We start from the raw sequence: 21,081 nt of genomic DNA on the forward strand, positions 1-21,081 counted from the left end.
TTCCGGCATAATTCGTGTAAAATGGAAAGGCAAAACAGAAGGAGGAGCGTCATGGCAAATATTTTGGTACATACGGCGGACGAGAGCGTCACCCTGACCGCCCAGGCGGCCAAGCGCCTGCTGGACAGGGGAGACGGCGACGCGGCGCTTCTCTACCTGGCGCTCCTGCGGCACCACGGCAGTGTGCCGCCCCGCTCTCTGGCGGGGGAACTGCGCTGGGATCGGCCGCGGATCGAGACGGCGGAGCGGACCCTCCGGGACCTGGGGCTGATCGCTCCGGCGGAGACGCCGCCGGAGCCGTCGGATGAAAAGCCCGTCTATCAGCGCATGGAGATCGCGGAGCGGCTGGAGGGCAGCGCAGAGTTCCGGGACCTCACCGCCGAAGTGGAGCGGAAGCTGGGCAAAAAGCTGACCACGCCGGATATCGGCGTCCTGCTGGGGTTGAACGACTATCTGGGTCTGCCCGCCGATGTAATCTATCTCCTGGTCTGCCACTGCGCGGAGCGCATCCAGCGCCGATACGGCGAGGGTCGCCGCCCCACGCTGCGGCAGATCGAAAAGGAGGGCTACGTCTGGGCCCGCATGGGGATCGACACCCAATCGGAGGCCGCGTCGTATCTGAAGAAGTACGCCGAGCGGCAGGGCGCCCTGCCCCGGTATATGCGTGCCCTGCGGCTGGGAGACCGTCTCCCGGTGGCCTCGGAGGAGAAGTATCTGACATTGTGGCAGGAGATGGGATTTCCGCCGGAGACAGTGGCGCTGGCCTATGACAAGACGGTCCTGAAATGCCACGAGCTGAAGTGGCCCTATTGCAACGGCATCCTGAAGCGCTGGCATGAAGCCGGGCTTCACACGCTGGAAGAGGTGGAGCGGGGGGACAAGCCTGCGAAGCCCGCCGGGTCAAAGCCGCAGTCCGGAGACCTGCGGCAGTACGTGCAGGACCTGCACAGAAACAGGGGGTGATGGGATGGCATACGATGGAAAGCTCATGCGGCTGGCGCTCCAGCGGTTTGAAGCGGACAAACAGCAGCGGGAGGCCCGGTTTCAGGCGCAGCGGGAGACGGTGTTCCGCCGCCAGCCCCGTTTGAAAGAGGTGGACGCCGAGCTGCGGGCCACCATGAGCCGCATCATCTCCAGCGCCCTGCGCTACGGCACGGACCCCGCGCCGGCGGTGGAGGTCCTGCGGGAGGAGAATTTGCGCCTGCAGGCGGAAAAACGGGAATTGCTGCGCCAGATGGGGCTTCCCCAGGATTTCCTGGAGGAAAAGCCGGCCTGTGCGCTCTGCGGCGACACCGGATACCAGGGCGCGAGAGTCTGCCGCTGCCTGCGGAGCTATTACGCCCAGGAGCAGCAGAAGGAGCTCTCCCGGATGCTGGACCTGGGGAACCAGAGCTTTGACACCTTTTCCCTGGACTGGTACGCCGACCGCTTTGACACGGGAAACGGCATGTCTCCCCGGGAGCATATGGAGACCGTTTACGAGGTGTGCGCGGAATTTGCCCACAGCTTTGGAAAGCGGCCTCAGAATCTGCTGCTGTTCGGCGCGCCGGGTCTTGGCAAGACCCACCTCTCCGCGGCCATCGCCCGGGAGGTCAGCAAGGACGGCTGGTCCGTGGTGTATGACACGGCGTCCCACGTGTTCACGCAGTTTGAAAACCAGAAGTATGGACGGGACTCCGGCGGCGAGGCGGCCGCCCATGTGGAGCGGGTCCTGACCTGCGACCTGCTGATTCTGGATGACCTGGGTACGGAGGCAGGCGGTCCGGTGGTCTCCAGCGCGCTGTATCAGATCGTCAACACCCGCCTGATGGAGAAGCGCTCCACCATCATCAGCACGAACATGATGCCGGGGGAGATCGCGCAGCGCTACTCCCCCCAGACCGCCTCCCGCATCGAAGGAGAGTACGCACTCCTGCCTTTCTTCGGGGAGGATATCCGCAAATTGAAAAAGGGCACGAAACCCTTTTGACAGGCCCTGCGAACTGCTTAAGGTCCATCGGAAATGAATACAAATAGCAATATAAATTATAAAAAATCCAATTTATTATCAAAAATGAGGGCTTTAGCTCACATGAGACCGGCAGCAGGCGGCGGAACACACCGGTGTGTTCCGCCGCCTGCTTTTACTCAAGATACCGGCTCCGTCCGCCAAAACCGCCAGAGGCACAGGGACAGCGCTGTCAGCGCCGCCCCAATGCCCAGGGAAAGCCAAAACCGTGTTCCGCCGATCTCCCAGAGGGCGGCGCCCAGCAGCGTGGCGGAGACCACTCGGGGAAAGCTGCCCAAAAGTCCGCCGGACAGGTAGGCCCGCCAGGGGACGCCCGCCGCGCCCAGATACAGGCTCACCAGGTCGCCGGGGGAGACGCCGCCCAGCCGCAGCAGAAAGACGGTCCGGCCCGGATGGCGTGGGTCCGGCCGGACCAGATCCGCCAGTTGGGGATACCGGGCGGCGACGGCGGCAAGGCCGCCCTGTTCCCGCTGCCCCAGGAGATAGGGAAGCGTCTGGACGATGGCAGCGCCGCAGAGATTCACGGCCAGCGCCGCCGGAAAGGGAAACAGCAGTCCCGACGCAGCCTCCAGCGCCGAGAGGGGAAAGGCCACGGACAGGCTCTTGACCGCGTACAGCGCCAGAAGAAAGCACACGGTCACCCAGGCCTGTTGGGGGGACCGGGCGGCGATGGCCTCTGCGGTCAGCTGGCGGCGAAAGGCCCAGGCCCCGGCGGCGGTCAGGAGCAGGAGAAAAAGGGGCAGACATCCCCGCCATTTTTTCAAAAAACTCCCTCCCACCTGTCGAGATCTGCGGATATAGTCAGCGCAGTTGAAAAAGAGCTTGTGCCCCTTTTCAACCGGCGAACCAATGGTCCGCCGTCGCGAAAAGCGCGCGTGCGTTTCCTATGAAGTCAGGCACAGAGGGCCGCATACGCAGCATGCAGCGCTGCACAGCAGCATTGCATGGAAAAGAATCCTCTGAATTCTTTTCAACTGTGCCGACTATAGTATGCGCAAAAGCGCGAAAAATGCGGCGGTCTTGAAGGGAATTTTATAGAGGCGGAGATGTGCGGCTGCCATTTGGAGCGGCTGCGCCCGCACAGGCTGCGGAAACAGTAAACATCTGTTAATTTTTGTGTTCGATTGTTGCGTGATATACGAAGAATGGCTATAATAGATATCATCTTGTTTTCATCAGCTGCTGATAAGGGAGGGGCCTATGGCACGCCGCCGCTTTCAACTCAATGCCGTCCAGACACTGGCCGTCAGCTTTGCCTGCCTGATCTTCGCCGGCGCGATGCTGCTGTCTCTGCCCATCGCCTCCCGCGGCGGGCAGTCCCTGCCGTTTTTGGACGCGCTGTTCACCTCGGCCTCCGCCTCCTGTGTCACAGGGCTGGTGCTGTATGATACCTATACACAGTTCACCCTCTTTGGGCAGGCCGTGCTGCTCCTGCTGATCCAGATCGGCGGACTCAGCTTTATGACCGTCTCGATTCTGGTGTCCATCCTGCTGCACCGGCGGATCGGCCTGCACCAGCGGTCCGTGCTGATGGATACCATCGGCGCTTTGCAGATGGGCGGCGTGGTCCGCCTGACCCGCCGGGCCCTGACGGTCACCGCACTGTGCGAGGGCACCGGAGCCCTGCTGCTGTCCCTCTGGTTCTGCCCCCGGTACGGAGCGGGGCGGGGACTTTGGATGGCGCTGTTTCACGCGGTGTCGGCCTTCTGCAACGCGGGCTTTGACCTGCTGGGGACCGGCAGCTCCCTGACCTCCGCGGCGGGGGATCCCCTGCTGAACATCGTCCTGATGGCGCTGATCATCGCAGGCGGACTGGGCTTTCTGGTCTGGGACGATGTGATCGTCCACCGCTTTCACTTCCGGCGATACCGGCTCCACAGCAAGATCGTGCTGACGGCCACATCGGCCCTGTTTCTGGCGGGGACGCTGGCGTTTTATATCCTGGAGGGCGGTTCCGCGCAGGCGGGGCTGCCTGTGGGAGAGCGGCTGATGATGTCGGCCTTCCAGTCTGTGACCTGCCGGACGGCGGGTTTCAACACCATGGATCAGGCCGCCCTCAGCGAGAGCGGGACCCTGCTGACCATGATCCTGATGTTTATCGGCGCCGGCTCCGGTTCCACCGGCGGCGGCATCAAGGTGAACACCTTTGCCGTGCTGCTGCTCAGCGCCTTCGCACGGGCACGGCGGAAGGAGGACGTGAACCTCTTCCACCGGCGTCTGGATGAGGAGACGGTCCATAGGGCATTTTCCTCGGTCAGTCTGTATTTCATGGTCTGCCTGCTGGGATGCATGGTCCTGTGCACCCAGGGTGTCACGCTGGATGACGCGCTGTTTGAATCTGTCTCCGCCATCGGCACCGTGGGACTGACCCGGGGCATCACGGCAACGCTGCCAGAGGTCTCCAAGATCGCGGTCACCCTGCTGATGTTCGCGGGGCGGGTGGGCAGCATGTCGGTGGCAATGGCAGTCACCCGGGACCGGCCGCACCCCAAGTTGCGGAATATCCCGGAAAAGATTTTGATCGGTTGAAAGGGGAGTAGGGCATGAAATCCTTTTTGGTGATCGGCCTGGGCCGGTTCGGACAACACCTGTCGAAGAAGCTGGTGGACCTGGGCAACGAGGTGATGGTGATCGACCAGGACGAGGAGCGGGTGGCCCGTCTGGCGGGCAGCGTGACCGCCTCCTGCGTGGGAGACTGCCAGGACGAGCATGTCCTGGAGGCGCTGGGGATCCGCAACTTTGACGTCTGCTTTGTCTGCGTGCGGGACGACTTTCAGTGCTCCCTGGAGGTCACTGCCACGCTGAAGGATCTGGGGGCCAAATGCGTGGTGGCCCGGGCGGACCGGGAGCGGCAGATTAAATTTCTGAAAAAGATCGGCGCGGATTATGTGATCCACACGGAGATGGACATGGCCCACCGGGTGGCCATGCGGTTCTCCGCCCGCAACGCCTTTGACTATTTTGAGCTGACGCCCAAATACGCGATCTTTGAAATGGAGATCCCCGAGGAGTGGGAGGGACGCACGGTCACCGAGGTGGATGTCCGCCGCCGCTACAATGTGAACATCCTGGGTATCAAACACGGGGACGAGGTGATCCCCCTGCTGGACCCCGGGTACCGCTTTCAGCCGGATGTCCATCTGATCATTGCGGGAGACAAGGACGCGGGCCTTCGGCTGATGGATAAAGTGTGAAAGCGCATTTCCCTGGGGCTTCCATCCTTTACGGAGGATAGCAAAACGGCCCGCCGGATCTTCCGGCGGGCCGTTTTCTGCTTAGAATTGTTATTTGTGATGATTTGGGGCCCGGTCACTTGTTGGCTTATGCGGCACTGTTCGAAAAATCCTCCGGCAATACGATGATGGGGGTGCTGGGCGTCTCCTCCACCGGCTCGTCAGGCTGGACGGGGACGGCCGGCTCATCGGGAGAGGCGGGGATGTCCCCGGGGCCGATCACGGGAGCGCTGGGCTCCGCGGCTTGGGCAGGGGCACGGAGGATGACCCGGTTCCGGGCCTTGTAATCACTGGTGTCCTCATAGGCGCTGGAGATCAGATTGCCGTCTTTGTCATACAGATGGCGGTAGGTCCGCCACTTGGATCCGGTATAGGGCGTGGTCTTTACCTTTTCCACGCCGGGGGCAAGGGTGGGATCGTCCTCGTAGACCACCTCAAAGTTGGTGGTGGACAGCCTCTCGTGGGTCATTTTGGCGGTGACACCGGTGACATTGGTGCCCAGCAGCTTCACGGTCAGATAGCCGTTCTCATAGCTGGTAACGATCTTGATGGGATAGCCGGTGTTGTTGGTGAACTTGTAGTCCGGTCCGCCCCAGGAGACAGTGGCGTCCATACCGGCGTCGATGTAGGAGGGGATATAGCGGTGGGCGTGCCGCTCGGTGATCTCCAGATTCCCGCGCAGGCAGGCCAGGTACAGGGTGGAGGAGGTCTGGCAGATGCCGCCGCCGATCTCGTCCACGGTCTCGCCCTTCACATAGGCGGGGGCGGGCTTGTAGCCGTTGGCAGCGGTCCGCTTACCCACGACGCCATTGTAAGAGAACACGTCTCCCGTGTTCATAACATAGTCGTTGATGGTGGAGGCGGACAGCTTTACATTGCTCTTTCGGGCGGCGGTGCCGCCGACCTTTGTCCGGGCCTCGCCCAGCACATCCCGGAAGAGGACGGCCTTCAGCTGCTCGGCGGTGACAGAGGGATATTCGATAACGGCGGGCACCTCCACGGTCTCGCCGGGCTGGGCGGCATCCAGCGCCGCCTGGGCGGCGGCCACGTCGAATTCCGCGCCCACCTGCTCGGGGATGATGGAGTCTGTGGCGGCGTCATATCCGGCGTTCTTCACCTCACTGGACACCTCGTCATAGATCTCCTGCGCTGTCAAAGACCTGCCGGGCACGGCGGTATAGGAGGCTTTGAGAGAGAGGTCACTCAGCCATTCCATCTCCCGGATAGCGGTTTTCAGAGCGGCCGCGTCGATCTGCAGGCCATCTTTGGCCACTTGAAATCGAATGGAATCCTCCGCGACGGTATAGGAGGTGTCCTGGGGCGCAATGGAGAGGGCCTGGGCCGCGGCCTCCGCGGCGGCGTCGGCCTTTGCCTCGTCCAGCGTCAGCATATTGCCGGCATAATAGTTGCTGGACCGGATGGTCCGGCGGTGCCGGAGGTAGTCTTTGCCGGCACTGAGCAGGGAGGTGTTCCGCTGGGAGTCAAAAGCGCTTTGTGCCAGCGCCTGGGCGTCCAGTTCCATTCCGAGGTCCGAGAGGAGGACGGAGTAATGGGGCGGAGCACCCTCCTCGTCGGGGTCCTCCGGGTTGGAGAGAAATTCGTTGTCAGCGCTGTCCTCCGGCATATAGTAAATGAAGAGGTCCGTCTCGGGCAGGGCCTCCTGAAGCATCTGGGTGGCCTCTGTCACCGTCAGACCGCTGACATCATGGCCCAAAACAGAGGTGCCGGGCCAAAAACGGTCCAAATGGAGGGCGTAAGCGCCCAGCCCTATATAAACCGCCAGACAGACCACCCCAAAGAGCCCCACGATTAAAAGGCCCCATTTTTTGCGGTGATGCTTCGCGGCATCCTCCTTTTGCAGCCGGGAGCCGCCCTTCTTCTGCACAATGGCTTCGTTCGTTGTCTGTTCCATGAAGCCCTCCTGTTGTCACGATAGAATTCAAGACAGGCTGCACACACAAACAGCCTATTCTACTAAGTATATAGTTTAACACACTTATTTGGAAAAAGTGATTACAATCTCGTAACAACCACAGTTTTTTTCATGGAAGTCCCACACGGAAACGATGTCACGCCTGCCTGCGCCGCTGCTTGGGGATGCGGATGGTCAAAAGGATGTCCTCCTCCGTCTCCTCCCGGCCGCAGGCCGCGTCGATCCCAGCGTCCCGGATCAGCCGCAGACCCCGGTCCACGCTGTTGAGAAACAGCCGCACGTCCTTGATGATAAAGGTCCGCCGCCCCGCCGGGGGCGTGGACTGCAGGGCGGCCAGCCGCCGCTCGATGTACTGTTCGGCCTGGGCCACGTTCAGATGGTGGTCCGCGATATACCGGACGGCGCGCAGGCGCTCCTGTTCGTCCTCCAGCCGCAGGAGGCACCGGGCATGGCGCTCGGTCAGCCCCTGGGATGTGAGGACCTCCCGGCAGGCAGGGGACAGCCGCAGGAGCCGCAGCTTGTTGGCCACCGCTGAGGGCGAGCGGCCCAGCTGGGCCGCGGCTTCCTCCTGTGTGACGCCGGACTGCCTCAGATAATCCGCGATGGCGGCGGCCTCTTCGAAATAGTGAAGGTCCCGCCGCTGTAAATTTTCCACCAGGGCCAGCAGGGCGGATTCCCTGTCGTCCGCCGAAGCCTCGATGCAGGGCACCGTCTCCAGTCCCACCAGCCTGGCCGCCCGAAGCCGCCGCTCTCCGGCGATCAGCTCCCAGCCATCCGGCATCCGCCGCACAGTCAGGGGCTGCAAAATGCCGTGGCGCCGGATCGACGACGCCAGCTCCCGCAGCCCAGCCTCCTCAAAGATCTGGCGGGGCTGCCTGGGATTGGGCCGGATCTCCGCCGCTGGTAGCCGCAGGACCCGTTTTTCCTCCTCCATGGATCCGCCTCCTTCCAATTTTCTCCATTGTACAATCTGTTTTCGGAGAAGTTGGATGGAATCTGTCGAAAGAAACTGGGAAAGAAAAAAGTGCGCGGCTTTTGCCGCGCACGGAAGGGTCAGCTATTTGTCTGTTCCGCCTGCCCCGCGCGATAGGCTTTGCTTGCATTGGTGTTCATCAGGACCTTGGCGATCAGGGAGGTGGTGACCTGGAGAAAAATGGGCGTGAAGGCCACGGGGAACATCACGTCGGCGGGGAAGTACTGGGAGGCCAGAACGGCTCCGGCGCTGATGTTCCGCATGCCGGTGTTCAGGCACATGGTCTGTATGGTAGGATAGTCCTGCTTCAGCAGCTTGCCGCTCCAGTATCCGGAGAGGAATCCCACCAGACACAGCAGGAACACCACCACCATGACCAGGACCAACGTCTTGTTCATATTCCGCAGGAAGGGGGCGCAGCCCGTGGCGTTGGAGAGGATGATGACCAGGAGCGCCGCCTTGGCAAAGGGGGACAGCACCGGCTTCACCCTGTGGGCCACACGGCCCTTGGTGGCTTGATAGAGAATCATGGCGATCAGAGCGGGGATGGCCACCATGACCAGCAGGTCCTTCATCATCCCCATGGTATCCATCTCCACCACAGAACCGAGAAGGACTCGCAGGGTCATTGGGATGACCACCGGAGAGGCCAGGGTATCCAACAGGACGATGGAGAGGCACAGCGAGGCATTGCCGCCGCACATGCCCACCCACATCAAAGACGCGACGCCGGTGGGGATGGCGTATTCCAGCACCAGTCCGGTGGTGAACAGGGGCGCGTCCGGGAACAGCAGATTGCCCAGACACAGCGTCAGCACCGGCATCACGATGTGAAGCAGGACCAGCGTTATCAGGGCGGGCAGGGGATGCAGAAAGACTCTGCCCAGTTCCCGAAAGCCGCCGCCCAGGCTGTTGGCAAAGGTGGTGAAGGCAAAGAGCCCCACAACGATATGGCTCAGCGGCTCAAAGAAGTCTGGAAAGGCAACCCCCAGACACACGCAGAACAGGACAAAGCAGGGGAAATATTTTCCCAGGAATTGGTCGATGTGATTGAGCTTTTGCACGGAAAGGTCCCTCGATTTCTGCGGCGCGGTCACATCAGCGGCAGGTGTAGGCAAACCACCCCTCGGAATTCCGGCTTTCCAGAATTTCCAGACCGGCCTGGCGGAGCTTGTCCGCCACCTCCTCCGCCCGGTCGTCGATGATGCCGGAGCAGAGGAACACGCCCCGTTCGTTCAGCAGAGAACGGACCATGGGAGCCAAACCGATGATGACGTCCGCCACGATATTGGCCAAGACTACGTCATAACCGCCGCCTATTCTATACTGCAAAACGCTGTTCGTCAAGATGTCGCCTGCAAAAACTGTATAAATATCTTTGCCGATGCCGTTCATGGCCGCGTTTTCATAGGCCACATCCATGCACTTGTCGTCAATATCCACCGCCGTCGCGGCGGCGGCGCCCAGCTTCAGGGCCGCGATGGACAAAATGCCGCTGCCGCAGCCCAGGTCCAGGACCGTTTCTCCGCCGTGGATGGTTTTTTCCAGGGCCGTCAGGCACAGACGGGTGGTGGCGTGGCTGCCGGTGCCGAAGGTCAGGCCGGGTTCCAGGATCAGCGGGACTCTGGAGGCCATGGCCGCCTGGACCTTGGGATCGTCCTGCTCCCACTGGGGGATGACCAGCAGCCGGTCTCCGATCTCCATGGGCTTGTAATACTGCTTCCAGTTGTTCTCCCAGTCGGCGTCCTGCATGTTGTTCAGAGTCATCAGCAGCGTGCCGCAGTCGGTCACGGTCCGCTTCAGCTGTTCCAGCGCGATGCGGATCTCGCCCAGCTTGGCGAAGCCCTCCTCATCCGCCTGAAGATAGAAGGTGAGGCGGGACTTGCCCTGCATCTGTTTTTCCAGATCCTCATCCACATAGTCCCAATATTGATGGTTGTTTTCCAGGAAGTCCTGAAATTCGGTCTCGTCATCGATGACCACACCGTCGATCCCCAGGGCGGAGAGCATGGTCTCCAGCGGCTCCAAGCCCTTGTGGGTGGTGTCGATATGTAATTCCAGCCAGTTCATAGAGGTTCCTTTCCAGATCAAGAGTGAAGTGTGAGACGCGGAGACGTGAGGTCCGCAGGCGGACCTCACGTCTCCGCGTCACGCCCGCCTGACCGCGCCGGTTTTCAGCGGGGCTCGCCGAGGAAGAACAGCGCCATGGTGCCGGGGCCGGAGTGGTTGCCGATGACCGGACCCACATAGTTGATATGGATATCGGTGATGCCGAAGCGGCGGGTGATCTCCTCCGCCACAAAGCGGGCATCCTCCGCGCAGTCGCCATGGCTGATAAAAATGGTCTGATGCTGGGGGTCGATGGCCGTCTGCTCCATGTGGTCCACCAGGGCCAGCAGGGATGCCCTCCGGCCGCGGGCCTTTCCAACGGGCGTCAGATGGCCGCCGTCGTCCACATGCATCACGGGCTTGATGGACAGCATGGTGCCGAACAGGGCCGTGGCGGCATTGATGCGGCCGCCCCGCTTCAGGTGGTTCAGGTCATCCACCGTGAACCAGTGGCAGACCTTACCCTTGGTGGACTCGGCAAAATCCCGGACCTCCTCGATGGTGCGGCCCTTCCGCTGCTCCTGGGCGCACAGGTACACCAGCAGCCCCTGTCCCAGGGAGGCGCACAGGGAGTCCACCACGAAGATTTTTGCCTCCGGGAATTCATTTCGCAGCTCGTCGGCGGCAATGGCGGCGGACTGATAGGTGGTGGAGAGGGCGGAGGAGAAGTTGATGCAGAGGATGTCCTTTCCCGCTGCCAGGACCTTCCGCATGGCCTCGTCAAACTGGCTGACGTTGGCGGCGGAGGTGGTGGCGGTCTCGCCGCTCCGGATACGGGCATAGAAGTCCGCAAAGGCGATATCCCGGCCGTCCAGCCAATTGCGGTAGGTCCTGCCGCCCATTTCCAGGCTCAGGGGGAGGACCACAAGGCCCAGCTCCTCCGCCATCTGGGCGGTCATATCACAGCAGCTGTCTGTAAAGATCACAAAATCACGCATGTCAGTCGCGCTCCTTTTCCTTTTTGGACTTGGCTCTGCCCTTGGTGGGCAGCTCTCCAGCCTGCGCTTTTTGCTGCCGCAGGAGAGAGACATAGCGGCTGCTGGCCACGCCGGCGGCATAGCTCAACAGGGCAAAGTGGATGGCAGCGTCCGCCAGGCCGTCCTCATCGGTGCGGTTGGCCATCTCTCCCGCAGTGATATTCAGAGCGCTGTCCAGGCTGGCACAAAAGGCGGTGTATCCGTCCTCAATGGAATGGCGGCCCCGCAGCTCCTCCTGGATCAGCAGGTCCATGTCCTTGGTGGACATGACGCGCTTTAAAATACAGATGGCGGTGAGATAGGCAAGATGCTCCCGGCTGTATTTTTTGCCCTCAGCCCGGGGGACCAGGCCGCTTTTGGTATAGTTGTTCACCATGGCGGCGGTCAGCACGTCATCCTCACCAAAGCGGATGAACTGGCGGTCCATATAGGACAGCACCTGGTCCATATACAGTGCAAAGTCCGGAAGCTGGTTCCATTCCACGGGACGCTGGGTTTGCAGGCGTTCCCGCAATTCTGTCAAATCAGACACGGCAGTGCCCTCCTTTATTTAGAGATGAAAAACGAATATAGGAGAATTGTACCACCGCAATGTGATTTTGTAAACCATGTTTTAAAGGGATGAAAATGATATTTTTGTCATTTTCCGACACAGAACCGGGAGAAAATGCGGGAGACGATGGCCTCCTTTGCCGTCCGCCCGGTCAGTTCGCCCAGGGCATCCAGAGCCTCCTCCGCGTCTGTCAGCACGGCATCCGGCGTTAGACCCGCGTCCAGGGCTCCGGCGGCCCGGCGGACGGCGTCCCGCGCCCGGGTGACGGCTTCCTCCTGCCGCTGGTCTGTCAGCAGGCTCCCGGCGTCATTGCTTTCCCCGGCGGGGAAGAGAGCGGCGACGGCGGCCTCCAGCGTGTCCAGTCCCTCCCCGGTGACGGAGGAGACGGACACCTGGAAGGCGGGGGCGTGCTGGCCATCCCGCGGGCAGAGGAAGGGCGCGGGAGCGGAGGGGAGGTCGGATTTGCTGGCCACCAGGACCCATGTCTGATGCCGCGCGGCCAGTTCCAGAACGGTTTCATCCTCCGCCGTGGGCGGAACGGAGCTGTCCACCACCGCCAGCACCAGGTCGGCGGAGGCCAGAGCGGCCCGGGAGCGCTCGACGCCCTTTTGCTCCACCACATCCTCCGTGTCCCGGATGCCCGCGGTGTCGATGAGCCGCAGCAGCACGCCGCCGCAGAGGACAGACTCCTCCACCGTATCCCGGGTGGTGCCGGGGATGTCGGTGACGATGGCCCGGTCATACCCCGCCAGGGCGTTCAGCAGGGAGGACTTTCCCGCGTTGGGCCGCCCCACAATGGCGGTGCGGACGCCGGCTTTCAGCAGCTTGCCCCGCCGGCAGGTGGCCAGCAGGCGGGTCAGCGTCTCGTCGGAGTCGCGGAGGGCCTGGGCGATCTGTTCCGGCCGAATGTCCTCGATGTCCTCGTCCGGATAGTCCACCACGGCGTAGAACCGGGAGGAGATGTCCAGCAGCGCGTCCTGCACCGGCTCCAGCACCCGGCGCAGACCGCCGTCCAGCTGGGCGGCGGCGTTTCGGGCGGCGGCGGCGGTCTCCGCGTCGATCAGGTCCACCACGGCCTCGGCCTGGGTCAGGTCCAGCCGCCCGTTGAGAAAGGCCCGCTTGGTGAACTCTCCGGCTTTGGCCTGCCGTGCGCCTGCGGCGAACAGGGCGGACAGCAGCTCCCGCAGCACCACGGGGGAGCCGTGGCAGTGGAATTCGGCGGAGTCCTCCCCCGTGTAGCTGTGGGGGCCGGGGAAGCGGACGGCAAGCCCCCGGTCGATGACACGGCCCTGGCTGTCCAGCATCTCACCGAAGATCATTTTTCGGGGCGCCTGCTCTGCAAAAGCTTTTCCATTTGCGGCCCGAAATACCCGGTCACAGACGGAAAAACAACCGTCGCCGGAGACACGGACAATGCCGATGGCGGTGGGATTCCCGCCGGTGGCGATGGCGGCGATAGGTTCCATCAGATCAGCTCCTTTTCCATCACATAATTGGTCAAGCGCTGTCCCCGGCGCTCCACCTGCCGGGGCCGTATAACGCGGCAGCTCCCTTTTCAAAGAGGGGACGGACGGCCTCACAGAGCAGCCGCATCAGTATGGATCCGCCCGCGGAGCGGCAGAGACGAAGCGCTGTGGCACAGTCTTCTTCCCGCGAAACGCGGCGGGGGTCAACGGTCAAAACCCGCTTACAAGCAGTTTGCGGAGCCCCCTGCTTTTGGAAAGAAGAAAGACCAAAAGCGTGCTGCACAGAGCGGTTCCCGCAAAAAATACCAGAATGCTGCGGGACGCGCCAAGAGCGTTTGGCAGTCCTCTGACAAAGTAAATGCAGCAGTCCAGGAGCAGGACATGGGAGAGATAGATGCCGTATGACAGCTCCGAAATATGCTTTGAAAGGCGCGGGATCACACCGGTGCTGGAACCGGTGGTTCCACAGTGTTCCTTAACCCACAAAAAGAAGGCACCGGCTGTCAAAAAATGCGTAAGTGCGCAGCCGTCATTGAAGACCAGGTTCATCTCCTGGGGCGACGAGTAATAGAAGCTCCCCCATACATTCAGGAGAAAACCCGCTATACCGCCCAGATACAGAATGCGCTTTTGTAAAGACGAGAAGTCATACTTCCCCAGAATATAGCCCAAAATGAAAAATCCGATGCGGCCTTCTATCAAAGAGCCGAAATCAATATGGACAGCGGACTGAACCGTATTGATAAAGGGAAATATCGTGGGCTGGAGCATGACCACCAGCAGCAGGAGGATCTGCTCCCGGAGCTTGCAATGGTCAAGGATTTTTTTGAGAAACGGGATCAGCAGATAGATGGCGATGATCTTGTAAATAAACCACAGATGATATTTGCTGCCCCGCTGTGCCAGCAGCTCCAGCAAAAACTGCCTGAGATCCGGAGGTTGTGCCTGAAGATAGCAGTTCTCCAGAAAATAAATAATGTCCCAGCAAAGGAAGGGAATAAGCACCTTTTTCAGACGCTTTGTGTAAAAAGAGGGGATATCCAGTACCCGTTCATCAGAGAGTAGCAAAAATCCGCTGACCATAAAAAAGATCGGCACGCCCATCCGCACGATGCTGTTTACAACATTACACACCCACCAGACAGGCGTTCCAAACAGCGAACTGCTGGCAAGATATGATGAGATGCAGTGCAGCGCGATGACCAGATAGGTTGCGATGCAGCGCAGGATGTCAATATACAGGTACGCAGGGCGCTGGGCCGCATTTCCTATTGCCTTCATATCCCATAACTCCATCAAGTAATGCAAAAATAAGGCGGAAAAATTCCGCCTTATTTTCGGTTCATACAAAATGCTTATTTGACTCGCTCTCCGGCGGCTTCCTTGGCGGCGACTTCCTTCACCGCGTCCTTGTGGCTCAGGTTGACCCGGCCCTTCTCGTCGATGTCGGTGACCTTGACCCACATCATATCGCCTATCTTGCAGGCGTCCTCCACCTTCTCGATGCGGTGGTCGGCCAGCTTGGAGATGTGCACCAGGCCGTCCTTGCCGGGGGCCAGCTCCACGAAGGCGCCGAAGGTCATCAGACGAACCACGCGGCCGTAGTACAGGGCGCCCACCTCGGGCACGAACACGATGTCGTCGATGCACTTCTTGGCGGCGTCGCAGCTGTCGGGGTTGGGAGCGGAGATGAACACGGAGCCGTCGTCGTTGATGTCGATCTTGGCGCCGGTGTCGGCCACGATCTTCTGGATGACGGAGCCGCCCTTGCCGATGACGTCCCGGATCTTGTCGGGATCGATGTGCATGGTCAGCATCTTGGGGGCGTACTTGGAGACCTCCTTGCGGGGCTCGGCAATGCAGGGCAGCATGATCTGGTCCAGGATCTGGCACCGGGCGTCGTAGGTGATGTCCAGGGCGTTCTGGATGATCTCCATGGTCAGGCCGTCATTCTTCAGGTCCATCTGGATGGCGGTGATGCCCTTCTTGGTGCCGGCCACCTTGAAGTCCATCTCGCCGTGGAAGTCCTCCACGCCCTGGATGTCGATGAAGGTGGTGAAGGAGCCGTCGTCATCCTGGATCAGGCCGCAGGAGATGCCGGCCACAGGGGCCTTGATGGGCACGCCGGCGTCCATCAGCGCCAGGGTGGAGCCGCAAATGGAGCCCTGGGAGGTGGAGCCGTTGGAGCTGACCACCTCGCTGACCACGCGGATGGCGTAGGGGAACTCCTCCACGGAGGGGATCACGGGCAGCAGGGCGCGCTCGGCCAGAGCACCGTGGCCGATCTCGCGGCGGCCGGGGGAGCGGGCGGGCTTGGCCTCGCCCACGGAGTAGCCGGGGAAGTTGTAGTGGTGCATATAGCGCTTTTCGGTCTCTTCCCAAATGGTGTCCAGCTTCTGGTTGGCGGACAGGGTGTCCAGCGTGCAGGCGGACAGGACCTGGGTCTGGCCGCGGGTGAACAGGCCGGAGCCGTGGACCCGGGGCAGAACGCCGACCTCGGCGTCCAGGGGCCGGATCTCGTTCTTCTGGCGGCCGTCCACGCGGTGGCCCTCCAGCAGCCATGCCTTGACGATCTTCTTCTGGAACTTGTAGGTGATCTCCTCCAGGTACTGGTCCATATCGGGGTGGGACTCCAGATACTTCTCGTGCCACTTCTCGATCATGGCGTTCCAGCGGGCCTCTCGGACGTTCTTGTCGTCGGTGTCCATGGCGGCCTTGGCCTCGTCCATGAAGTTGGCCACGATATCGTCGAACAGCTCCTGGTCGAAGGCGGCGTGGGGATATTCAAACTTGGGCTTGCCGATCTCAGCCACCATCTGGTTGATGAGGGCGATCTGCTTCTGGTTCTCCTCGTGGGCCAGCTTGATAGCCTCGAACATCTTGTCATTGGGGACCTCATTGGCGCCGGCCTCGATCATGACCACCTTCTTGCCGGTGGAGACCACGGTGACGTCCAGGTCGGAGACCTTCCGCTGCTCGCTGGTGGGATTCAGCACCAGCTTGCCGTCCACCAGGCCCACCTTCAGAGCGCCCACGGGGCCGTTCCAGGGAATGTCGGAGATGGCCAGAGCGGCGGAGGTGCCGATCAGGGCGGCGATCTCGGGAGAGCAGTCATGGTCCACGCTCATGACGGTGGCCATGATGGAGACGTCGTTGCGGAAGTCATAGGGGAACAGGGGGCGGATGGGCCGGTCGATGACACGGCTGGTCAGGATGCCCTTTTCGCCGGGGCGTCCCTCCCGGCGGTTGAAGCTGCCGGGGATGCGGCCCACGGAATACATCTTCTCCTCAAAGTCCACGCTGAGGGGGAAGAAGTCGATGCCGTCCCGGGGACGGGCGGAGGCGGTGGCGCACACCAGCACGCGGGTGTCGCCGTAGCCCACCATGACGGCGGCGTTGGCCAGCTCGGCCAGCTTGCCCACCTCCAGAGTCAGGGGGCGGCCGGCCAGATCCATCTCATACTTGCGGTAGTTGGGAAACTGTCTGCGGGTGATGATGGTTGACATGATATTGCTCCTTTACATTTCAGGCTCGGGAGCGGCTCTTTTCGTATTTGAAAGCATGTCCGAAGCCTTCGGGCACAGTTTCAAACACAAAAAGGCAGCGGCTCCCGGCAGAGATACACGAGAGGGACCCTGCGGGCAAAGCCCGCTGGGTTCGCCGCAGGTGCGGCGTCCAAGCGTTTTGCCGAAAGGCAAAACCTTGAAATGGTCGGGCTCCGCTTGACCATTTGTGTTCGATCCGGGGTCCCCGCGCGGCATGCCGCGTGGGGGATCACAGTTTCAAACACAAAAAGGCAGCAGCTCCCGGCAGAGATACACGAAAGGGACCCTGCGGGCAAAGCCCGCTGGGTTCGCCGCAGGTGCGGCGTCCAAGCGTTTTGCCGAGAGGCAAAACCTTGAAATGGTCGGGCTCCGCCTGACCATTTGCGTTCAATCCGGGGTCCCCGCGCGGCCCGCCGCGTGGGGAATCACAGTTTCAAACACAAAAAGGCAGCGGCTCCCGGCGGATTTGTACAAAAGGGTGACGGAGGCCAGCCTCCGTCACCCGATTTGTCTCTTATTTCCGGATGCCCAGCTTGGCGATCAGAGCACGATAGCGCTCGATGTCCTTTCTCTGCAGGTAGTCCAGCAGGCTGCGGCGCTTACCGACCATCTTCAGCAGGCCACGGTTGGAGTGCTTGTCCTGGGGGTTCTTGCGCATGTGCTCGGTCAGCACATTGATGCGCTCGGTCAGAATGGCGATCTGGACCTCGGGAGAACCCGTGTCCGTGGGATGGGTGCGGTTGGCGTCGATAACAGCGGTCTTTTGTTCTTTGCGCAGCATAGTGATTTCCACCTTTCCAATAATTCCCCGCAGGACTGCGTTCCGGGATCGGTGAAAGTCCGCAAAACGAAGCTCTGGGGCATAATCTGCACGGTCGCGTGCTTAAAAAATATATCACACCGGATGCCGCTTGTAAAGAGAAAAATCGAGGATTTTTATAACATATATGCGGTTCCCGGATATTTTTGCGAAAGATCCGGCCGTTTGCTCCAGGAAGTGCTTGACAAGGGGAGCGGGGTATGATATGTTAACTGTACTAGTACGGTTAATACAGTTTGCGGCAAAACAGGCCGCAGAAGGGAAGGTGAAGCCATGATCAGCCTGAATTATCGGGATTCCAGGCCGATTTACGAGCAGATCAAGGATGGCCTGCGGAAGCTGATCGTCACCGGAGCCATGGCGCCGGATGAAAAGCTGCCGTCCGTCCGGGCATTGGCCACTCAGCTGTCCATCAACCCCAATACCATCCAGCGGGCCTATAACGAGCTGGAGGGCGAGGGGTACATCTACTCCGTCCCCGGCAAGGGCAGCTTTGCCACCGGAAATGTGGACGCGGACGCGGCCCGGAAGCAGGACCTGCTGGCGAAGGTGCGGGAGCTGCTGGCGGAGCTGCGATATCTGGGCGTGGGCGACGAGGAGCTGCTGGCGCTGTTGAAAGAGAAGGAGGAGACGCCATGATCGAAGTGAAGAGCGCCGTCAAGCGGTTTGACGGCTTCGCGGCCCTGGACGGGGCCTCGCTGACCGTTCCGGCGGGCAGCGTATACGGCCTGGTAGGGCCCAACGGCGCGGGAAAATCCACCGTGATCCGCTGCCTGACGGGAGTCTACCGGCAGGATGAGGGCGCCGTTCAGATCGGCGGCGCGGACGTGTGGGAAAACGCGGCGTTGAAGGCCCGCGTGGCCGCCATCCCCGACGACTGGTACTATTTTTTGCAGGCCACCGTTCGGGATATGATGCGCTTTTACCGGGGTTTTTATCCCTCGTTTTCCATGGAGCGCTATGAAAAGCTGAAGGAAGTCTTCAGCATCGATGAGAAAAAGACCATCCGCCGCCTGTCCAAGGGCATGCAGAAGCAGGTGGCCTTCTGGCTGGCCCTCTCCTGCATGCCGGACTACCTGATCCTGGACGAACCCGTGGACGGCCTGGACCCGGTGATGCGGCGGCAGGTGTGGTCCCTGGTGATGGGCGACGTGGCCCAGCGGGGCACCACGGTGCTGGTCAGCTCCCACAACCTGCGGGAGCTGGAGGACGTCTGCGACCACGTGGGCATCATGGACCACGGCAAGGTGCTGCTGGAGCGGTCCCTGGCGCAGCTGCAGGACAACATGGTGAAGCTCCAGGTGGTGTTCCCGGACGGCATGACGGAGGTCCCGGCGGAGCTGCCGGTGCTCCATGCGTCCAGGATCGGCCGGATCCATACCTTAATTATGCGGATGAACGCGGAGGAGGCCACGGCCAAGCTCTCCACCTACAATCCGCTGCTGGTGGACGCGGTGCCCCTGACGCTGGAGGAGATCTTTATCTATGAATTGGGAGGTGCGGACTATGCGGTCAAAGATATCGTTCTTTAACGGGACACTGTTCCGCAAGAACCTGACGCGGTTCTGGCCCCTGTGGGGCGGCGCAAGCTTCTTGGGCGCGCTGTTCCCCCTGGCCCTGTGGCTGAACATCAGCCGAGGCGACAGCTTTTACCAGAGAACTCCCCTGGAATACACCAGCGCCTATTACAGCATCCTGACCGAAATTGTGCCCATCATCTGCCTGCTGTACGCCATCCTCTGCGCCATGGCGGTGTGGAGCTACCTGTACAATGCCCGGAGCGTGGGGATGCTCCACACCCTGCCCATCCGGCGGGAGGGTCTGTTCGCCGCCAACTTCCTCTCCGGCATGGCCATGATGCTGATCCCCTACGCCGTCACAGGCGCGCTGTGCGTGCTGGTCTCCGTGCTCTACGGCAATTTTGAGCCGGCGGGCCTCTTCACCACCATCCTGGGCGTGCTGGGGCTGAGCTTCTTCTACTTTGCCAGCGCCACCTGTGTGGCCTTCGTCACCGGAAACCTCCTCGCCCTGCCAGTGCTTTACTTCCTGCTGCACTTTCTGGCCGCGGCGCTGGAGTGGATCCTGACGGAGCTCGCCTCCTGCTTCCTGGTGGGCGTGAACGCCTTTTACACCGGGGCGTCGGACGTTCTCTCTCCCACCATCCATTTCCTGAGGCATCTGGGCGTGGACCGGACCTACGAGGAGGTGGAGCGGATCTCCTCCAACGGCTATCATTACACAGACAGCGTGCTGACCGCCGTGAGGCTGGAGAATTTCTGGATCATCGGCGTCTACGCCCTGGTGGGCGCGGCGCTGGCTGCCATTGCCCTGGCCCTTTACCGCCGCCGCAGGAGCGAGAGCGCCGGAGACGTGGTGGCCGTGGGCTGGATGAAGCCCCTGTTCCGCTACGGCCTGGCGGCCACGGCGGCCCTGGTGGGCGGCCGGGCGCTGTACGCCCTGTTCTGGGAGGACAGCTTCCAAAACGGCAGCTACGCCGAGGCGCTGCCCATGGCCGTGTGCATGGCGGTGGCGGGCGTCATCGGCTACTATATCGCCTCCATGTTGCTGGCAAAGTCCCTGAAGGTCTTTCGCGGGAGCTGGATCGGCGCGGGGGCGGTGCTCGTGGCCTGTGCCGCGCTGTGCGCCGTGCTGCGGTTCGACCTGCTGGGCATTGAGAGCCGGGTGCCGGAGGCCGGGACCTTCACCGACGTCCGCCTCTATGCGGCAGACAACTCCTATACGCTCTGCACCGGGGAGGACGACGCGCTGATCAGCGATGTGCTGGCGCTCCACCGGGCTGTCATCCATGAGGCGGAGCGCCTGCGGGACACCAGCTGGCGCCATGAGACCACGGAGGACGGCAAGCTGCTCTATGCCCGTACATATATGACGCTGACCTATACGCTGGAAAACGGCCGCGAAGTCCGCCGCAGCTACGACCTTCCCCTGACGAAGGAGCGGATGGCGGAGGAGGGCACCTATGAACAGTTGCTGGATCAGCTGGTGAACCAGCAGGTTATGAAGGAGAAGCGCCTGCATCTGAATGACAGCCGTTATACGGTCTCCGGCGGATCGCTCTGGCGGTATACCCCGGACGGCGCCGGCGACGAGGGCTTCGACCTGAACAGCCGGGAGGCGAAAACCATTTTGGAGGCCGTTGGGCAGGATGTGCAAAGCGGAAACTGGGGCGATGTGACCTGGTTTGACTCCGACCGGGACAGCGCCTATGCGCTGGAGCTCTCTTTGTACTTTGATCGCCGGGAGGAGAACAGCAGGGTCCCTGCCAGCGACCAGATCAGCATCACCGTCCGGCCGAAAATGGTCCACACCCTGGACTGCCTGGACGCGCTGGGCCTGATCGACCGGAACGAACTATTCACCTGGGGACAGCTTGACGCGTATAACGATGCGGAGGTCCAATACACCGAGATGGCGGTCCCCGTTGAGGAGATGAAGCGCTGAAC

General features: G+C 61.5%; 18 protein-coding genes. 7 read left to right on the forward strand and 11 right to left on the reverse strand.

Annotated features, from left to right (window positions below; all coding sequences use genetic code 11):
- Positions 1-51 precede the first annotated feature (51 nt).
- Together Q0Z71_RS07495 and Q0Z71_RS07500 are read left to right on the forward strand one after the other, a co-directional pair.
- The gene (locus Q0Z71_RS07495) at positions 52-963 is read left to right on the forward strand and encodes a DnaD domain protein (RefSeq protein ID WP_298020303.1); all 912 of its coding nucleotides are present in this window, start codon (positions 52-54) and stop codon (positions 961-963) included.
- Positions 964-967: 4 nt separating this feature from the next.
- A complete protein-coding gene (locus Q0Z71_RS07500) occupies positions 968-1,969 on the forward strand; it encodes an ATP-binding protein (RefSeq protein WP_298020306.1) in 1,002 nt (333 codons plus the stop codon).
- A 158-nt stretch (positions 1,970-2,127) separates the two neighbouring features.
- Here the strand turns inward: Q0Z71_RS07500 and Q0Z71_RS07505 are convergent, their stop codons facing one another.
- Positions 2,128-2,772 carry a TVP38/TMEM64 family protein gene (locus tag Q0Z71_RS07505; protein ID WP_298020309.1) on the reverse strand — a complete coding sequence of 215 codons (645 nt, stop codon included), beginning with the start codon at positions 2,770-2,772 and terminating at the stop codon, positions 2,128-2,130.
- 436 nt (positions 2,773-3,208) lie between these two features.
- On the opposite strand from Q0Z71_RS07505, the gene Q0Z71_RS07510 reads away from it, so the two are divergent.
- On the forward strand, positions 3,209-4,537 hold the full coding sequence (locus Q0Z71_RS07510) for a TrkH family potassium uptake protein (RefSeq protein ID WP_298020312.1): 1,329 nt from the start codon (positions 3,209-3,211) through the stop codon (positions 4,535-4,537).
- A 14-nt stretch (positions 4,538-4,551) separates the two neighbouring features.
- Positions 4,552-5,202: a TrkA family potassium uptake protein gene (locus Q0Z71_RS07515; protein ID WP_298020315.1), complete on the forward strand. Its 651-nt coding sequence runs from the start codon at positions 4,552-4,554 to the stop codon at positions 5,200-5,202.
- Positions 5,203-5,329: 127 nt separating this feature from the next.
- Here Q0Z71_RS07515 and Q0Z71_RS07520 read toward each other — a convergent pair whose 3' ends face one another.
- The 10 genes from Q0Z71_RS07520 to rpsO all read right to left on the reverse strand — a co-directional run bounded on the left by Q0Z71_RS07520 (position 5,330) and on the right by rpsO (position 17,578).
- Entirely contained in the window at positions 5,330-7,153 is a 1,824-nt protein-coding gene (locus tag Q0Z71_RS07520; protein WP_298020318.1) for a VanW family protein, read from the reverse strand.
- 157 nt (positions 7,154-7,310) lie between these two features.
- Positions 7,311-8,108, reverse strand: coding sequence for a ParB/RepB/Spo0J family partition protein (locus Q0Z71_RS07525; protein WP_298020323.1), 798 nt, complete (start codon positions 8,106-8,108; stop codon positions 7,311-7,313).
- Positions 8,109-8,227: 119 nt separating this feature from the next.
- Positions 8,228-9,211, reverse strand: coding sequence for a bile acid:sodium symporter family protein (locus Q0Z71_RS07530; protein WP_298020326.1), 984 nt, complete (start codon positions 9,209-9,211; stop codon positions 8,228-8,230).
- Between the two features lie 34 nt (positions 9,212-9,245).
- Positions 9,246-10,217, reverse strand: coding sequence for a 50S ribosomal protein L11 methyltransferase (gene prmA, locus Q0Z71_RS07535; protein ID WP_298020328.1), 972 nt, complete (start codon positions 10,215-10,217; stop codon positions 9,246-9,248).
- Between the two features lie 104 nt (positions 10,218-10,321).
- A complete protein-coding gene (locus Q0Z71_RS07540; RefSeq protein WP_298020331.1) occupies positions 10,322-11,194 on the reverse strand; it encodes a DegV family protein in 873 nt (290 codons plus the stop codon).
- A 1-nt stretch (position 11,195) separates the two neighbouring features.
- Positions 11,196-11,765: a DUF1836 domain-containing protein gene (locus tag Q0Z71_RS07545; protein ID WP_298020334.1), complete on the reverse strand. Its 570-nt coding sequence runs from the start codon at positions 11,763-11,765 to the stop codon at positions 11,196-11,198.
- Positions 11,766-11,872: 107 nt separating this feature from the next.
- Positions 11,873-13,252, reverse strand: a complete 1,380-nt coding sequence (gene mnmE / locus Q0Z71_RS07550) for a tRNA uridine-5-carboxymethylaminomethyl(34) synthesis GTPase MnmE (RefSeq protein WP_298020337.1) — start codon at positions 13,250-13,252, stop codon at positions 11,873-11,875.
- A 210-nt stretch (positions 13,253-13,462) separates the two neighbouring features.
- Positions 13,463-14,716 carry an acyltransferase gene (locus Q0Z71_RS07555; protein WP_298020340.1) on the reverse strand — a complete coding sequence of 418 codons (1,254 nt, stop codon included), beginning with the start codon at positions 14,714-14,716 and terminating at the stop codon, positions 13,463-13,465.
- The gene (locus Q0Z71_RS07560) at positions 14,608-16,758 is read right to left on the reverse strand and encodes a polyribonucleotide nucleotidyltransferase (RefSeq protein ID WP_298020344.1); all 2,151 of its coding nucleotides are present in this window, start codon (positions 16,756-16,758) and stop codon (positions 14,608-14,610) included. Before Q0Z71_RS07560 ends, Q0Z71_RS07555 begins: the two co-directional genes overlap by 109 nt.
- A 553-nt stretch (positions 16,759-17,311) precedes the next feature.
- Positions 17,312-17,578 carry a 30S ribosomal protein S15 gene (gene rpsO / locus Q0Z71_RS07565; RefSeq protein WP_298020347.1) on the reverse strand — a complete coding sequence of 89 codons (267 nt, stop codon included), beginning with the start codon at positions 17,576-17,578 and terminating at the stop codon, positions 17,312-17,314.
- 312 nt (positions 17,579-17,890) lie between these two features.
- Here rpsO and Q0Z71_RS07570 point away from each other — a divergent pair, with 312 nt between their 5' ends.
- From Q0Z71_RS07570 to Q0Z71_RS07580, 3 genes are read left to right on the forward strand one after another with little or no spacing between them, the layout of a single operon-like run.
- Positions 17,891-18,256: a GntR family transcriptional regulator gene (locus tag Q0Z71_RS07570; RefSeq protein ID WP_298020350.1), complete on the forward strand. Its 366-nt coding sequence runs from the start codon at positions 17,891-17,893 to the stop codon at positions 18,254-18,256.
- Complete coding sequence (locus tag Q0Z71_RS07575) at positions 18,253-19,149, forward strand: ABC transporter ATP-binding protein (RefSeq protein WP_298020353.1); 897 nt, start codon at positions 18,253-18,255, stop codon at positions 19,147-19,149. The genes Q0Z71_RS07570 and Q0Z71_RS07575 overlap by 4 nt, the downstream gene beginning before the upstream one ends.
- Complete coding sequence (locus Q0Z71_RS07580; protein ID WP_298020356.1) at positions 19,124-21,079, forward strand: ABC transporter permease; 1,956 nt, start codon at positions 19,124-19,126, stop codon at positions 21,077-21,079. Before Q0Z71_RS07575 ends, Q0Z71_RS07580 begins: the two co-directional genes overlap by 26 nt.
- Positions 21,080-21,081: the final 2 nt, after the last annotated feature.

Origin of the sequence: uncultured Dysosmobacter sp., from assembly GCF_947631635.1 — a bacterium.
In the GTDB taxonomy this organism is placed as follows: domain Bacteria; phylum Bacillota; class Clostridia; order Oscillospirales; family Oscillospiraceae; genus Oscillibacter.

What these genes read in the sequence shown, in the direction of transcription:
- Q0Z71_RS07525 (WP_298020323.1), bottom strand. Translation starts at nt 8,108, where the DNA reads ATGGAGGAGGAAAAACGGGTCCTGCGGCTACCAGCGGCGGAGATCCGG.
- prmA (WP_298020328.1), bottom strand. Translation starts at nt 10,217, where the DNA reads ATGAACTGGCTGGAATTACATATCGACACCACCCACAAGGGCTTGGAG.
- Q0Z71_RS07560 (WP_298020344.1), bottom strand. Translation starts at nt 16,758, where the DNA reads ATGTCAACCATCATCACCCGCAGACAGTTTCCCAACTACCGCAAGTAT.
- Q0Z71_RS07570 (WP_298020350.1), top strand. Translation starts at nt 17,891, where the DNA reads ATGATCAGCCTGAATTATCGGGATTCCAGGCCGATTTACGAGCAGATC.
- Q0Z71_RS07500 (WP_298020306.1), top strand. Translation starts at nt 968, where the DNA reads ATGGCATACGATGGAAAGCTCATGCGGCTGGCGCTCCAGCGGTTTGAA.
- Q0Z71_RS07495 (WP_298020303.1), top strand. Translation starts at nt 52, where the DNA reads ATGGCAAATATTTTGGTACATACGGCGGACGAGAGCGTCACCCTGACC.
- mnmE (WP_298020337.1), bottom strand. Translation starts at nt 13,252, where the DNA reads ATGGAACCTATCGCCGCCATCGCCACCGGCGGGAATCCCACCGCCATC.
- rpsO (WP_298020347.1), bottom strand. Translation starts at nt 17,578, where the DNA reads ATGCTGCGCAAAGAACAAAAGACCGCTGTTATCGACGCCAACCGCACC.
- Q0Z71_RS07515 (WP_298020315.1), top strand. Translation starts at nt 4,552, where the DNA reads ATGAAATCCTTTTTGGTGATCGGCCTGGGCCGGTTCGGACAACACCTG.
- Q0Z71_RS07510 (WP_298020312.1), top strand. Translation starts at nt 3,209, where the DNA reads ATGGCACGCCGCCGCTTTCAACTCAATGCCGTCCAGACACTGGCCGTC.
- Q0Z71_RS07540 (WP_298020331.1), bottom strand. Translation starts at nt 11,194, where the DNA reads ATGCGTGATTTTGTGATCTTTACAGACAGCTGCTGTGATATGACCGCC.
- Q0Z71_RS07580 (WP_298020356.1), top strand. Translation starts at nt 19,124, where the DNA reads ATGCGGTCAAAGATATCGTTCTTTAACGGGACACTGTTCCGCAAGAAC.
- Q0Z71_RS07520 (WP_298020318.1), bottom strand. Translation starts at nt 7,153, where the DNA reads ATGGAACAGACAACGAACGAAGCCATTGTGCAGAAGAAGGGCGGCTCC.
- Q0Z71_RS07575 (WP_298020353.1), top strand. Translation starts at nt 18,253, where the DNA reads ATGATCGAAGTGAAGAGCGCCGTCAAGCGGTTTGACGGCTTCGCGGCC.